The sequence below is a fragment of the Frateuria sp. GZRe12 genome (genome assembly GCF_051900535.1).
Taxonomy (GTDB): domain Bacteria; phylum Pseudomonadota; class Gammaproteobacteria; order Xanthomonadales; family Rhodanobacteraceae; genus Frateuria_A.
In genome coordinates, this window is sequence record NZ_JBHZGI010000007.1 from 20,986 (window position 1) to 36,317 (window position 15,332).

The 15,332-nt window shown below is 67.1% G+C and carries 10 protein-coding genes; 5 read left to right on the forward strand and 5 right to left on the reverse strand.

What is annotated here, in order from left to right; all coding sequences use genetic code 11:
• Positions 1-396 precede the first annotated feature (396 nt).
• From ACFWZ4_RS14460 to ACFWZ4_RS14475, 4 genes are all read right to left on the reverse strand, one after another.
• Positions 397-4,143 carry a translocation/assembly module TamB domain-containing protein gene (locus ACFWZ4_RS14460; RefSeq protein WP_439705378.1) on the reverse strand — a complete coding sequence of 1,249 codons (3,747 nt, stop codon included), beginning with the start codon at positions 4,141-4,143 and terminating at the stop codon, positions 397-399.
• Positions 4,144-4,279: 136 nt separating this feature from the next.
• Entirely contained in the window at positions 4,280-6,037 is a 1,758-nt protein-coding gene (locus tag ACFWZ4_RS14465; RefSeq protein ID WP_439705379.1) for an autotransporter assembly complex protein TamA, read from the reverse strand.
• 89 nt (positions 6,038-6,126) lie between these two features.
• Positions 6,127-8,727, reverse strand: a complete 2,601-nt coding sequence (locus ACFWZ4_RS14470; RefSeq protein WP_439705380.1) for a glycosyltransferase family 2 protein — start codon at positions 8,725-8,727, stop codon at positions 6,127-6,129.
• A gap of 199 nt (positions 8,728-8,926) precedes the next feature.
• Positions 8,927-9,331, reverse strand: coding sequence for a hypothetical protein (locus ACFWZ4_RS14475; protein ID WP_439705381.1), 405 nt, complete (start codon positions 9,329-9,331; stop codon positions 8,927-8,929).
• Between the two features lie 88 nt (positions 9,332-9,419).
• Between ACFWZ4_RS14475 and ACFWZ4_RS14480 the strand changes: the two genes are divergently transcribed.
• From ACFWZ4_RS14480 to ACFWZ4_RS14500, 5 genes are all read left to right on the forward strand, one after another.
• Complete coding sequence (locus tag ACFWZ4_RS14480) at positions 9,420-10,697, forward strand: HlyD family secretion protein (RefSeq protein WP_439705382.1); 1,278 nt, start codon at positions 9,420-9,422, stop codon at positions 10,695-10,697.
• 85 nt (positions 10,698-10,782) lie between these two features.
• Complete coding sequence (locus ACFWZ4_RS14485) at positions 10,783-12,846, forward strand: peptidase domain-containing ABC transporter (protein ID WP_439705521.1); 2,064 nt, start codon at positions 10,783-10,785, stop codon at positions 12,844-12,846.
• A gap of 70 nt (positions 12,847-12,916) precedes the next feature.
• Entirely contained in the window at positions 12,917-13,105 is a 189-nt protein-coding gene (locus ACFWZ4_RS14490) for a class IIb bacteriocin, lactobin A/cerein 7B family (protein ID WP_231323835.1), read from the forward strand.
• Positions 13,106-13,309: 204 nt separating this feature from the next.
• Positions 13,310-14,188, forward strand: coding sequence for a hypothetical protein (locus ACFWZ4_RS14495; RefSeq protein WP_439705383.1), 879 nt, complete (start codon positions 13,310-13,312; stop codon positions 14,186-14,188).
• A 30-nt stretch (positions 14,189-14,218) separates the two neighbouring features.
• Entirely contained in the window at positions 14,219-14,434 is a 216-nt protein-coding gene (locus tag ACFWZ4_RS14500; RefSeq protein ID WP_439705384.1) for a hypothetical protein, read from the forward strand.
• Between the two features lie 395 nt (positions 14,435-14,829).
• Here the strand turns inward: ACFWZ4_RS14500 and ACFWZ4_RS14505 are convergent, their stop codons facing one another.
• Positions 14,830-15,294 (reverse strand): Dps family protein, encoded by a 465-nt coding sequence (locus ACFWZ4_RS14505; protein WP_439705385.1) that lies wholly within the window; start codon positions 15,292-15,294, stop codon positions 14,830-14,832.
• Positions 15,295-15,332 lie beyond the last annotated feature (38 nt).

The following is a 15,332-nucleotide window of genomic DNA, read 5'->3' on the forward strand; positions in this document are numbered from 1 at the left end:
TGTTGCCTGCGCCTGATCGCCGTGCTGTCCGGCGCGATGAGCGGCTCGAACACCAGCGCTCCGGTGCAAGGCAGGCAGGGGACTGCATCAGCGATGCCAGAACCGCGCGCGCCGCGGGTTCCGGGGCCTCGCTGCTAAGCGCTGGGCGGGTGCCTGAAAATTTGTGTCGCCCGGGAAAGAACTACAGGCGCGACCAGGCGGGTGGCTGCGTGGCTGGCGGACAGGGTGCCTCGCCATGTCGGACAGCATCATCGCGTGGCGGCGCACGTCGGTGAGGGAAGGCGGGCGCCATCGACCGCCATGGAGCGCGCCCGTGCGAAACGGCATGCACGCGGGCGACCCACGGATGCTGCCGGGGAATCACCGCGGACCAGAGGCGGTGTTTTTCGGGAACGCTCAACGCTCCAGCCGGTAATTGAGGCTCGCACGGCTGAATTCGGTGGCGTTCTGCACCTCGAGGTTCCAGCGCTGGCTGAGCCGGTAGCGCAGGGTGATCACCTGGCCCGGCTCGAACAGTCCCACGCCATAGCTCAGGTACAACCGCGGCGAGAGGTACTTGCCCACCGTGAAGGCCGACTCGCCGCCGAGCGCCTCGTTGCTCGACACGCCGATCTCGTCGATGCCCAGCCGGCTGCCGATGCTCTTGGCCAGCAGGTCGCCGGCGGCCGAGCCGAGCGCCTGCGCCGCGGCGCCGACCATGTTGCCCTCGCCGCCGCTGACCTGCGACAGCGGCTTGCCGGTGATCAGGTAGGAGAGCGCGTCGGACTGCTCCATCGGCGGGTTGGAAAACACGGTGAGGACCGGACGCTGCGCCGTGCCGGTGATCAGCAACCCGACCTCCTGGCCCTCGTCGATGGTGGCGTTGGGGTTGAGGCTGCGCACGGCGCGCAGGTCCAGGCCAGGGTTGTCGATCGGCGTGCCGGCGAACAGCAGCTTGCCCGCCTCGATGTGCAGGTCCTGGCCGTAGGCCTTGTAGGTGCCACTCACCGCGATCTGGCCCTGGCCGCGGGTGGCGCGGCCGGGCTCCTCGATCACCGTGAGCGTGCCGGCGAGCTTGCCGTCCAGGCCTTTGCCGGTCAGGTGCGCGCGGCGGCCGAGGTCGACCTTCACGCGTGCGAAGAGCGGCAGCTGCGCGGCGGCGGCTTCCTGTTCGCGCTCGTCGACCACGACCACATCGGACGATGCCTTGGTGGCGCCGCCGCCGGGCAGGCGATCGAGGTTCACGTCGGCACTGTCCAGCGCGACGTCGCCGGTGACGTGCACGCCCTGGACATCGCGTTGCACGCGCAGGTCGGGCGTGAGTGCCACCTGGGCCGCGGGGATGTCGGCCACGGTTACGTTCTGGCCGGTGAGCGTGATCGCGCTGGGCGTCTGGCCGGTGAATCCGTAGCTGCCCCCGATCACCAGCGTGCCCTTGCCTGAGCGCACGTGGCCGTCCAGTTCCAGGTGCTGCGCGTCGGGGGCGCGCAGCACCACCGCGCCATCGACGAGCTTGAGGCCCAGCGCGGGCACTTCGGCGGCGAAGCCATCGACGGTGGCCTGGCCGGTCACCACCGGTTGCGCCAGCGTGCCGGCGAAACCGAAGCGACCGTCGAGGCGGCCTCGCACGTTGGCCAGCTCACTGGTGAGCAGTTCCAGCGGGGCGAGGCTGTCGAGGTTCAGGGTGAGCTCGCCGCCAAGGGCCCGCGCATCGCCATCGATGGTCACGCGGCCGTCCAGCCGTCCATCGGCATTGAGCGCGGCATGGGCCTCCAGCTGCTGGTGGCCGGGAGCGAGCCTGGCGTCGACGGCAAGCCCGCGCCACGCCAGCAGCGGGCGTTGCGCCTGCTGGATGTAGGTGACCGAGCCCTGGTCGGAGGCGAGCGTGGCCTGGCCGCTGAGCGCGCCGGCGGCACTGCGCTTGAGCGTGCCTTCGCCATGCAGTTCGCCGTCGGCGCGCATGGGCAGGTCCGCGTAGCCGGCGGCGTTGAGCAGCAATGCCAGCGGCAGCGCGCGCAGGCGATAGCTGGCGGCAAGATTGCCGGTCTTGTCCTGCTTGCCCTGGACGCACAGCAGCGGGTCGCCGGCGGTGAGGCACAGCTGGGACAGTGCCAGCGCGCCATCCTGGTAGTCCAGCGTGGCCGGGTCCTGCAGCCGCCAGCGCGGCAGACCCTGGGGCTCCAGGTCCAGCCTGTCGAGGATGCCCTTCCAGTGATGCTGGTTCAGGCCGCCATGCAGGGCGAGTTGGGCGGAGAGCTGCCGGCCGTTCGCGTCGAGCGTGAGCGTGTGGGCCGCCTCGGTGCCATCGGCGTGCAGCGCCAGCGCGTCGAAGGCGAGGCCGCCGAGCCAGGCGTCGCGCGCGTCGATGTCGACATTGCCGCCGGGGCGGCTGATGTCCGGCACGTGCGCCTGCACATCGAGCCGGCCGATGCGCTGGGTGCCGTAGGCTATCGTGCTGCCGTGCACTTCGGCGTCGATCCCCAAGGCGGGCTGCATACCGGTCACGTGCACGTGCGCGTCGAGCCGACCGCTTGCATCGGGCAGCCAGTCGGCCAGCGTCGCAATGGTCGCTTGCACCTGCACGTCGTTGCGCACCCCGGGCTTGCCTTCGACCGACAGCGTGCTGCGGCCGGAGGCGAGCGACAGCGTGCCATCCACCACTTCGTTGGGCGAGAGGTGCAGCTTGCCCTGGCCTCGCACGGCGCGGCCGCGCAGCCGACCGTCGAGGCGGGCGAGATCCAGCGTGGCATCGGGATGGCCCGAGGGCAGGGTGCCGCGGGTCGTCAGTTGCGCGTCCAGCGCGCCGGCCCAGCCGGCGAAAAGCTGGCCCGGATCGAAATCCGCCGCCTCGGCCGCCAACTCCCAGCCGAACACCGGTTGCAGCGTGAGCGTGCCTTGCGCGTGCAGGTGGCCCTTGGGCTGGCGGACGTCCAGCGTGTGCAGGACCAGCTGTCGCGGCGTGCCGTCGGCGTTCACCGCCAATTGCGCGAGTTTGCCGGGCGGGCCGATCGCGATGTCCCCCTGCGCGTGGAACTGCGCCGTGCTGCCACGTACGTCCAGCTGGCCATGGCTGGCCAGCGGCTGGCCAGCCAGCTCGGCGGGCAGCTCCAGGTCCTGCCAGGACAGTTGCAGCGTGCCGGCGGGCGGTACGGCGTCGAGCTGGATCTGCCCGTGCGCCTGCAGTTGGCCCTTGATCTGCGGCGAGGTGAGGGTGAGCGTGTCCAGCGTGAGGCGGCTGCGGTCGTCGCTCAGCCGTGCCTTCAGTGGCGCCAGTTGCAGGCGCCACTGGTTGAGGTCGACGGTGCCGTTGAGCGCGCCATCACGACGGTCGCCCTTGCCGGTCAGGTCGAGCGCGAGGCTTTGCAGCGTGCTTTGGCCGAGCAGTGGCGCGGGGTCGAAGCGTGGCGCCTTGAGCGAGGCTGTCCAGGGCCAGGCGCCGCCTTGTTCGAGCTGGATCTGCCCATGCGCTGCCATCGGCTGGCTGAGCGCCAGGGCGAGCCGAGCGCGGGCGCCGTCGCTGTGCGCCTGCAACTGGCCGGCGTAGGTGGTGTCGCCCAGCGTCCAGGCGAAGCTGGCCTGGCCGCTGCCCTGCCAGGTGTCGCCGATGGCCAGCGTGCCATTCACGTCCGCGCGGCCCTGGGGCGATCGCAGGCGCAGCGCGCGGATGGCAATGCCCTGCGCGCTCCACTGCCCGGCAAGATCTAGCGTGTTGGCGGTGAACAGCGACTGCTTGCCCTGGTGGATGGCGACGTCGGCCACGTGCGCCCGGTCGACCTGGATCGCCAGCGGCGGATTGAGCGAGAGCGGTCCGCGGCTTTGTTCGTTCGGCGCGGGCGGTGGCAACGCGACGTCGACGCCCTGCACGTCGAGCATGCCGACGTGCAGTCGCTTGCCGAGCAGCGGCCAGAGACGCACGTCCAGCCTGGCGCTGGCCACGCGTACCTCCAGGCCCTTGCCGTCGGCGTAGCGCAGGCCCTTGAGCTGCAGCGGGCCGGCGAGGCTGCCGCTCGATTGCTGCACGCTGAGCGCGCCATCGGTGAAGCCGCTGGCGCGGGCGAGCGCGAAGTGCAGGCCCGCGCCGGTGTCCAGCAGCCACCACAGGCCCAGCGCCAGTAGCAGGAGCAGGACCAGTACGGCGATGCCGATGCGCTTGAGCCATTTCATGCGCGTTGCCCGCCGTCGCTACAGCCCGGCACTCGAGCCGCGCCCGCGGGGTTTCCCCCTCCGACCTGCAGGCCCCGTCCCCCGCGTGCGGGGAAGGGACCGATGGCGTGCATCGCGTGGAGGAGGCCGGTGCGCATCACAGGTCCGGTCCTATCACCACGTGCAGCTGGATTCCGTGGGCATGGTCGTCGCGGATCGGCGTACCCACGTCCACGCGGATCATTCCCACCGGCGACAGCCAGCGCACGCCCAGGCCCGCACCCAGGCGCGGCCGGTAATCGGTGCCGTTGAACGCGTTGCCGGCGTCGACGAAGGCGGCCATGCCCCAGTTGCGCGTGAAGTAGTGTTCGACCTCGGTGCTCGCCACCAGCAGGTTGCGGCCGCCGATGACGCGGTCGAAGCTGTTGCGCGGGCCGATCGCCTGGTAGCCGTAGCCGCGCACGGAACGGTCGCCGCCGGCGAAGAAGCGCAGCTGCGGTGGCAGGTCAGAGAAGTCCCCGGTGGAGGTGATGCCGGCGCTGGCGCGCAGGATCAGCCGGTCGTTCCGGGTGAAGGCATCGATCCATTTCGCGTCGGCGGCCAACTGGCTGAACCGGGTGTCCGACAGCAGCGAACCGGCGGTGCTGCGTGCATACACGTTGAGCGACCAGCCATGCCGCACGAACGTGGGATTGTCGCCGTGCTTCTTCGACAGCGACGCTTCGGCGAACACCAGCTTGCTTCGGCCGCGTTCGATGCCCGGGGTATTGTCCGGCTCGTTACCGCGCTTGCCGACGGTGAACGTGCCGATCAATGCGTGCGCGCCCACGGTGCGCGTCCAGCCGTGCCACAGGTCGGCCTGGTTGCCGACCAGTTCGAGCGTGCGCGATTGCGAGGTGACCGTGTCGGCGTCGCGGAAGTTGACGCCGAAGTTCAGGCTGCGCTGCTCGCCGCCCGGGAGCGGGATCATGTACAGCGAGGACAGCGTCTTCAGCCGCTGCGCCAGCACCAGCTCGTTCGTCCATTTGTGCCCGCGGCTGTTGATCCAGCGTCGCTCCAGCCCCGCCCGCACGCCGAAGCCGGTGTCGGTGCCGAAGAACGGGCCGCCGGTGTACACGCTGCGCTTGGCCGGTTGCAGCTCGACCTGCACGTCGACGGTGCGGCCTGTGTCGTCCACGTCCGGCCGCACGTTCACCACCGAGAAGTAGTCGGCGCCGTTGAGCGCCTGTTGCAGGCGCAGCAGATCCGTCTGGTCGAAGTAGTCGCCCCGCTTGAAGGGCACGTAGCGTTCGAGGAAGCCCGGTTCGAACTGCGAGCCCGTGAACTGCACAGCGCCGAAGCGGTAGCGCGGCCCGGCCTGCCATGCCAGGTCGACTACGGCGCTGTGGTCGGCGCGCGTCACCTGCACGGTGTGCGTGACGAGCTTCGCGCCGAGGAATCCGTTGGCGGTCAGCGCGCCGCCGACGTCGTCGCGTGCCTTCGCGTAGGCGCCATGGTCGAGCACCTTGCCCTTGAGGCGTTCCACGGCGCGTTCGGCCCGGCGGATCGCCGGGATCGCAAGCGCCGCGTCGTCGAGCTTCACGCGCACCCCGGTGATGCGCACCGGCTCGCCCGGCTTGACCGTCAGCGTGACCTGCCAGTCGTCCGTGCCGGTGCGGGTCAGCGCGCCCTGCACGCTGGCCTCGTAGTAGCCGTAGGGTTCCAGGGCTTCGCGCGCCTCGTCGGGCGCGTCGTCGTACAGGCGGCGGATCTGCGCCTCGCTGACCGGCCTGTTCGCATACTGCGACAGCGTCAGGCTGGCCTGCACCGCGGACTTCAGCGGATCGTCGACGCCCTTGATGGTCAAGCGCACGCCTGCATGCGCCGCCAGCGGCAGCAGCAGGAGCAAGGCGATCAGGCGTCGGAGGCGGCGCATGTGGTGGGGGACGTCCCTGTGCGGAGGCCTGCGGGGCGCTCCAGCTTAGCGACGGCGATGTTGCCGTCGCATAAACGTTCCACCGGGTCTCAGCCGACCTTGTCGCCGGCCTTGTGCGCAATCCAGGCGCCGACGACGGCCGAGAAATACGGGATCGACTGCGCCGCCAGGATGAACATCCACAACGTGCCTTCGATATAGCGAGTGCCGAAGGAGAGTCCCATTCCGACGATGCACAACACCAGTGCGCACGCCATGAGCAACTCCTCGCGCACCGGCGCGAAGGCGGCGAAACCCGATTCACCCAGGCGCCGGCTCTTGGCCGTCACCACGAACGCGGTCTTCTCGCGGGTGAGGCCATGCAGGATGCCGCGCGCGATCGCATGCGAAAGTCCCATGCTGGCGACCGAGGCCATCAGCGTGTCGTACCAACCGCACGGCACGCGCGCGCGGTAGAGCACGATGCCGAAGATGGCCTTGGCGAAGAAGAATCCGATCACCGGGATCAGGAACAGCTGCATCGGCAGGCTGAAGTACTGCGGGTAGGCGACCATGCCGGCGGTCCAGAACAGCGCCATCAAGGTAAAGATCAGGTGCAGCGCGTCGGCGAACCAGCTGAACCAGCCGGTGAGGAAGTGGAAGCGCTGGCCAAGGGACAGCGGCCCCCGTTGGGTCATCCAGTCCCAGCGTCCTTTCAGGATCTGCATGGCGCCGAACGCCCAGCGGTAGCGCTGACTCTTGTAGGCCTTGAAGTCGGCCGGGGTGAGGCCCTTGCCCATCAGTTCGTCGACGTAGACCAGCTCGTAGCCGGCGTGCATCAGGCGCAGGCCGAGTTCGGCGTCCTCGCAGATGGTCCACTCCGACCAGCCGCCGGTGCCTTCCAGCGCGCTGCGGCGGACCATGGTCATGGTGCCGTGCTGGATGATCGCGTTGCGCTCGTTGCGATGGTGCATGCCGATGCGGAAGAAGCCGTCGAACTCCCACGCGGTCATGCGGCGGAAACGGTTGTGCTCGAAGTCGCGGTGCGCCTGCGGGCACTGCACCACTGCCACCTTCGGGTCGTGGAAGTAGCCGGTCAGGGTGGACAGCCAGTCCTCGCGCACCACGTAGTCGGCATCGATCACCGCCACCACTTCGGCGCGCGGGTCGGTTTCCTTCAGGCCGAAGTTGAGCGCGCCGGCCTTGAAGCCCGGCCACGGCTCCAGGTGGAAGAAGCGGAAGCGCTTGCCCAGCTGCTCGCAATAGGCCTGCACCGGCTTCCACACGTCCGGGTTCTTGGTGTTGTTGTCGATCACCAGGACTTCGAAGTTCTCGTAGTCCAGCACCGCCAGCGAGTCGAGCGTGGCGATCACCATCTCCGGCGGCTCGTTGTAGCAGGCCAGGTGGATCGACACGAACGGCTGCTTTTCCGGCCGGTCGGGCTTGAGCATGGCCGCGTGGCGCTGCCAGCCCCGGCGCCAAAGCACCTCGGTGAACTCGAAGCCGTTGATGAGCAGGATCGCAAGGATCGCCACCTGCGCCGGGAACAGCAGGACCAGCATGGTCCAGTCGATCCAGCTCAGGTAGAAATTGAACGGCAGGGTGGCCGACCACACGATCAGGCCGCAGGCGAGCTGGATCAGCAGGCAGAAGAACAGTCGGCCCATCAGCCTGAAGCGCGCGAACTTGCGCGCGAACCAGATCATCGGGATCAGCGCGAGCAGGCTGGCCGCCAGTGCCTTCCACGGCCAGGCGGTGTCCTCGGTCACCGGGCCGGTGAACGGGAACTTCTGCTGGCGGTCGGCGTTGAAGGTGCCCCAGTAGGCGCCGGTGCGACCTTCGCCCAGGTTTTCCTTCCACGGCTGGTCGAAGGCTTCGAGCAGGTAATAGTCGATGTTCCGCGCCTTGGCCGCATTGAGCCAGTCGCGGATGAAGATCGCCTCGTTGGAGATCGACGGATCGGCATACTCGTGGCGGTCGCCGTTGGACGGCCAGCCGATCTCGCCCACCACCACGGGCTTGTCAGGGTAGTGCTGGACGATGTTGTCGTAGGCGCCCAGCGCCGCGTCCACTGCGTCCTTGCGCGCGATGCCGTTCCAGAACGGGAACAGGTGGATGGTGACGAAGTCGACGTGATCCCCCAGTTCCGGATACTTCAGCCAGATGTAGTCCGGCTCGGCGATCGACACCGGCTGGCGGATTGCCGCGCGGGCGCGATCGAGGTAGTCCTCCATCTGCTCGATGGTCAGGTCGCCGCGGAACAGCACCTCGTTGCCGATGATCACCCGGTGGATCGTCTCCGGGTAGCGCCGCGCCAGCGCGATCACCGTCTCCAGTTCCTTCTCGTTGTTGATCAGGCGCGTGTCGATGTTGGCGCCGGCCATCACCTTCAGCCCTTCCTTCTCGGCCAGGCGATAGACCTGCGGGTTTTCGAGCGTCGAGTAGGTGCGGACGCGCGGGGTGTAGCGGCGCAGCAGCTTCAGGTCCGCGTCGATTTCCTCGTCGGACGGAAAGTCCTGCTTGAGCGGGTTCTGGTAGCGCTGGAACACCGACACCGAGAAGCCGCTGATCGGCCCGTGGAAGTCCTCCGGGCCATGCGGCCGGTTGCCCCACCACCACAGCGCGATATTGAGCGCGGCCACGATCAGCGCGAGCAGGACGGCCGCAAGCAGCGGGTGCCGGCCGTCGTGGGTGGGTGCTGTGGCGCTCAAAAACGTTCCCCGTCGGACGCCTCCATTTGAGGCCAAGTTAGCCCGCGGAGCTTAACGACCCGGGGGAGATGGCTCAATAAAGGCCTTGCGGGGTGGTCAGCGCGAGGTCAGCCGATCGGGACCACGGGTTGGCCCACAGGTGTCTGCGCGTATCTCGGTGCTCGCGGCGTCCAGGTCCCGGATAGCGGAATCCAGGACATCAGAACAGGGGCCAATCTCCGAGCAACGTCAGCAACACCCGGCCTGCGGCCTCGCCATCGACCCAGTCCGCGGCGCCGGCCAGCCCGGAACGCAGGCCCGGCAGGCCCGCGATCGAGGCGAGGCCGGCAATCTTGCAGCCGAAGTGCTGTGCCACGCGACGCCAGACCTGTTTGTTGGAGGTGTCCGGCGCCTGCTCGAACTGCACGCGCAACAACCATGGCGCCGTGGTCTCGCCCACCGCCGCACACATCTTCTCGATCAGCCACGGCTCGGCCTGGCTGCCGCGGGTGCGCCAGTTGCTCACCGTCTGGTTCTTCACCCCCAGCGCGTGCGCGGCCGCACTGTCCGCGTGCACGGCCAGGGCCTGCTTGTACTTCGCCAGTAGCTCGAGCGTCGCGCTCATATCCCCATCCTGTTGACTTTTATCCTCACCATGAGGAAACCTGAAAAAAGGGAACGGTCCTCGGGGGAGGATCGTAAGGGGCAGGGACGTGTCAGGGGAATCGCTGTTTCGGCGCGAAGTGCTGGAAGCACGGCAAGGCAGCTGGCTGGGCGGCATCGCCGTGGCCGCTCCACTGTCGCGCTGGCTCGTGGCCGCGCTAGCGCTCGCGCTGGGTGCCAGCATCGTCCTGCTCCTGGTTTTCGGGCATTACACGCGGCGCGAGAGTGTCGTAGGCCAGCTCGTCCCCAGCGCCGGCCTGCTGAACGTGGCTGCACCGACCGCGGGCACGATCAGCCGTGTCGTGGTCAGTGACGGACAGAGCGTCAAGGCGGGCGATGTCCTGCTCGAACTGACCAGCGCGCAGGACAGCAGCGTGCTCGGCGACACACATGCGCTGGTCGGTCGCCAGCTCGACCAGCAGCGCGCGGGCCTGGAGGCCGATCTCCGGACGCAGGAGAAACTTGCTGTCCAACAGGCCGATGCCATGCGCGACAAGGCTCGGCTGCTGCAGGCGCAACTGGACCAGGTCAGTGGCCAGATCGGCCTGCAACAACAACAGGCGTCCAGCGCCGAGCAATTGCTGGAGCGCATCCGTCCGCTTGGCGGCAAGGGCTACGTCTCCGCGCTGCAGATCCAGCAGCAGGAGGCTTCGGTCATCGAGGCCAAAACGCAATACAAGGCCCTGGTCCGCCAGCAGCTGGATGTTCGCCAGCAACTGCAGGCGGTCCGGGAGCAGCTGGAGCAGCTCCCGCTGGACACCGCCACGCGACGCAACGAGACCGAACGCCAGCTGGCAACGATCAGCCAGTCGATCGCCCAGAACGAGGTGCAACGAGCCGTCGTATTGCGCGCTCCGCGCGACGGCGTCGTGTCGGCGGTGCTGTTCAAGCCTGGGCAGATGGTCAATGCGGCGCAGCCGCTGCTGTCGATCCTGCCGCACGGCTCCCGTCTGCAGGCGCAGCTGCTGGTGCCCAGCCGCGCGATCGGCTTCATCGAGCCGGGCAGCCGCGTGGTGCTGCGGTACCAGGCATTTCCCTACCAGAAATTCGGCCAGCAGTACGGACACGTGACGGATGTGTCGCGCAGCGCGCTGTCGCCGGCGGACGTAGGTGCGCTGGTCGGCCAGCAGGCGCACGAACCCCTTTACAGGGTGCAGGTCGACCTGGATCGGCAGACGGTGTCGGCCTACGGAAAGGCCGAGTCACTCAAGCCCGGCATGGCGCTCGAGGCGGACATCCTGATGGAGCGGCGCCGGTTGATCGAGTGGGTGTTCGAACCGTTGTACGGCATCGGGCACCGTTTGTCCGCGGAGGCAGCGCATGGCTGACGGAACGCAGCCGGACGAGCGTCCGACGGGCACGCCAGGCCACCGCTCGCAACTGCAGTTCGGCTGGCGCCGCGCGCTGCCGCTGATGTTGCAGACCGAGGCGGCCGAATGTGGCCTGGCCTGCCTGGCGATGGTTGCGGCCTACCACGGGCACGACGTCGACCTGGCCGGGCTGCGCCGCCGATTCTCCACATCCCTGAAGGGAACGAACCTGCCGCAGATCATGGGCATCGCGGGCCAGCTGGGTTTCTCCATGCGGCCGTTGAAGCTCGAACTGGCGGAGCTTGCCCAGCTCAAGCCGGCCAGCGTGTTGCACTGGGATCTCAATCACTTCGTGGTACTGAAGAGCGTCACCGCGCGGCGCGTGGTCATCCACGACCCTGCGCGGGGCGTGCGGTCGTTGAGCTTCAATGAGGCCTCGCACCACTTCACGGGCGTCGCGCTGGAGCTTTCCCCAAGCCCGGAATTCAAGCCGGTCAGCGCTCGCCGGCACGTCACGCTGCGTGCGCTCACGGGCAAGTTCCATGGAATCGTGCCAGCCCTTCTGCAGGTGCTCGCGCTGGCCGTCGTGCTGGAGCTGTTCTCGCTGGTCAGCCCGTTCTTCATGCAGTGGGTCATCGATCAGGTTCTGGTTTCGGCCGATCGCGACCTGCTGACGCTGCTGGGGATCGGCTTCCTCGGCGTCACCGTCCTGCAGGCCGCTTTTACCGCGGCGCGCTCCTGGACTTTGACATGGCTGGGCGCCACGGTCAGCGTCCAGTGGCAGGCGAACCTGGTGCGGCATCTGCTGAAGCTGCCGCTGGACTGGTTCCAGAAGCGGCACGTGGGCGACGTGGTGTCGCGCCTGGGTTCGGCGCAGACCATCCAGAAGACGCTCACTACCCAGTTCATCGGTTCCCTGCTCGACGGGGTCATGGCCATCACGACGTTGGTGGTGATGGGTTTCTACAGCGTGCCGCTTACCCTCTGGGTAGCAGGCGTGTTCACGCTCTATGGGCTGTTGCGCTGGGTCTTCTTCCGACCCTTCAGGCGCGCAACCGAAGACCAGATCGTTTATGCCGCCCGCCAGCAGAGCGAACTGCTGGAATCGATCCGGGGCGTGCTGCCGGTCAAGCTGGCCAACCAGCAGGGCGAGCGTTCGGCACGCTATGCCAATGCCACGGTCGAGACCACCAACCGGGATGTCGGCGTGCAGCGGCTGACGATCGCGTTCAGCGCGGGCAACCAGCTCATCTTCGGCGTAGGACGGGTTGCCCTGGTGTGGATCGCCGCCCTGCAGGCCCTGGATGGCAACCTTTCGGCCGGCATGATGATCGCCTTCGTCAGCTTCGCCGATCAGTTCACCAGCCGCTCCGGCGGGCTGATCGACAAATGGGTCGATTTCAAGATGCTGGGGCTGCATGCCGAGCGTCTCGCCGACGTGGCCCTGGCGGGTCCGGAGCCCGAAGACGCCTCTACCTGGGCCGGCTCTATTCCGGATTCGAGCATCGAGTTGCGCAACGTCAGCTTCCGTTACGCCGACGGCGAGCCCTGGGTGCTCAAGGACTGCAACCTGCGGATCGAGTCCGGCGAGTGCGTCGCGATCACGGGGCCTTCCGGCTGCGGCAAGACGACCCTGGTGAAGATCGTCCTGGGGCTGCTGGAACCGACCGAAGGCGAGGTCCTGTTCGGCGGCGTGCCGTTGCAGAAGATCGGGGTGAGGCGATTTCGAAGCATGGTCGGTGCCGTCATGCAGGAGGACCAGCTGTTCGCCGGTTCCCTGGCGGACAACATCGCCTTTTTCCAGGCCGGCCAGTCGGACGAACGGATCGAGGCAGCAGCCCGCATGGCGGCCATCCACGATGAGGTTTCGCGCATGCCGATGGGCTACCAGACGTTGGTGGGCGACATGGGTTCGAGCCTTTCCGGCGGCCAGAAGCAGCGGGTGATCCTCGCTCGAGCCCTGTATCGCGAGCCCAGGCTTCTGCTGCTCGACGAGGCGACCAGCCACCTGGATGTGGAACGGGAGCGACTCATCACCCAGGCCGTCCGGGGCCTGGATATCACCAGGGTGATCATCGCCCACCGGCAGGAAAGCGTCTCGAGCGCGGATCGCGAAATCAGCCTGGCGGCCCATAGCCAGGCAAGTCGACCCAGGATGGGGCGATGAATGGGGGAAGGGAAGCGATCGAAAGTGCAGTAACGGATCTGTCAATCAACTCAACAGAAAGGAAACGATCATGCAGAAGTTGACCTTCGATCAGGTGAAGAACGTCAATGGTGGGCTTATCTCGGCCGGCCTCGAGTGCGTCGGTGGCGCGATTCTCACCGCCGCTTCGGATGGGCTGTGGCTGCTCGTGGGCGGTGCCATGGTGGAAGCCGGTGCCTGCTACGACTTCGGCTATGAGCTCGGCGAGGCGATGAACTGACCATTTCGATGGCAACCTGGATCCCGCATGGGATCCAGGTTCTTCTTTTCGGGGGAGGACATGTATGAGGCTCGCCAAGACAAAGTTGCGCTCGGCATTCACCGGCCTGGGCATTGCGCTGATCGTGATCGGTGTCGTCCTCAAGTATTTCGGCTGGTGAATCGACAGCCACCGGCTTCGATTTCCGATCACGCGGATGCTCCCATGATCGATTTGTCCCGATGTGCAGGCACGGTGCTTCTCGCCAGCGTCCTGCTGCTGTCAATCCTGCTCAAGTTACGGGATCGACGCGCCGTCGATAAATGGTTGCGTGATCGTTTCCCACGTGTGCGCGGGCCCGTGCTTTTCCCGGCCGTCCTCGGAGCCGAGGCGGCCCTGCTCGCGGCAACGCTGACCATCGGGCCCGGCAGCGCGGGCTTCCTGATCGTCACCTGTGGTGTGTTGGTGCTTTCGGCTTGGCTGTTCCGCGTTTTCGGACACGGCAGGGGAGGCTGCCCCTGTTTTGGCTCCGCCTCGCTGAGCGCGGGGTTACGGGCCGAGATGGTGTTCCTGATCGTCCTGGTGGCCGAGCTCGTGTGCGCTTGCCTGTCGATGCGCTGGCGCATGCCGGTCTGGCTGTTCTGCGCATTCGCCGCCGCAGTGGCCGTCGGTTTCTATCTGCTTTCCGCAGGACTCGCCATGCAGAACTTCCTCGGGGCGCCAATGGCCGATGGGGGTAAGCAGGGAGCCGCGCTACTGGGCGAGGCAGGTCGGGGAAGCAAGCCGCTCGCACTGATTTTTCTGTCCACCCGGTGTCAGGTATGCATGACTTTCCTGAAATACCTGGAGCAGTCCTCCGAGCTTTTCGCCCACTGGATCGATTTGCGCCTGGTCATCGATGGCCTGGACGTGACAGAGGAAACGATGTTCGGTGCCAGCACGATCGTTCCGGTGCCTTACCGGCTGTTGGCCGATGCGCTACAGGTCGTCGAAAGTCCCACGCTGGTCCTCTGGAACGGGAGCATGGCGACGCGCCACAGGGGGATTCAGGCCTGCAATCTGGCGTTGTCGGAGATCGCCCGCGTGAGGCTTGCGGCGGCCTGACGATTCGCAGCTACAAAAGGAGAGGGAAGAATGCGTGCGATGGGATCAGCCGAAGTAATGAATGTGTCGGGTGGCGTGGTCAACGTTCCCGAACTCGCCTGGCGAGGCGATATCGCCGGTTTCGCGTTGTCGTTCGGACTGGATGCCGCCGGTATCGGCCTGGCAGGCGCCGGAATCATTGGAATCGCCTTCGCGGAGGCGGTCGAACACAATCCCGGGTACTTCCATTCGATGCCGAGACAGTAAATTTGCACAGGCGGGCGCCGGCTTCGGCGGGGCCCGCTTCTTGTTCACGGGGCGCGGAGAGAGTTCGTGAAAAAAGGGACGTGGGTGCCGCTGGTTTCAATCCTGATCTGGAGCGTGGTGTTTTTCGTCTTTCTGGCTCCGTTGATTAGCGCCAATGCGCAAATCGTCGTCGTAGTTGTGGGAACGCTTGGCGTGCTTGCGGTTTCGAGAAGACTCGTTTCGAAGCGGCCCTGAGGGCTGCCCTGCACGCGCCACTGATGCGCCGGCCGCTTTTCGCACCAGTTGGGGTGCGAGCCCGTCGTGCCCTGCCTGACGGCCGCCACTGCGACCGCCCGCGGGGAGGCGATACGAAGCATGTCGATGGCCGCCGGCCCGGCTGCCGCCGTAACTCCCTGCTACCTCAACAATGAACGCAGCATCCAGGCGGTCTTCTCGTGTTGCTTCAGGCGGCCGGTGAGCATGTCGGCGGTGCCCTCGTCGCCGCCGTCCTGGGCGACCTTGATCGCACCGCGGGCCGTGTGGGCAGCAATCTCGTGGCCTTCGACGAGCTGGCTGACCATGTCCTTCCAGTCGGGCACGCCAGCTTCTTCCTTGATCGAAGTAAGCCTGCCGAACTGGCTGTAGGAGCCGGGGGCGAACACGTCCAGGGTGCGGATGCGCTCGGCGATCTCGTCGGCAGCCAGCCACAGCTCGTTGTACTGGGTCTCGAACATGGCGTGCAGGCTGTTGAACTGCGGGCCGGTGACGTTCCAGTGGAAGCTGTGGGTTTTCAGGTATAGCGAATAAGTGTCCGCCAGCAGCTTGGACAGCTGTTCGGCGATGGTCTGGCGATCCTGCGGGGCGATGCCGATGTTGGTCATGGAAATCCCTCCTCGTGAGCGGGTACGGGATCCACGGT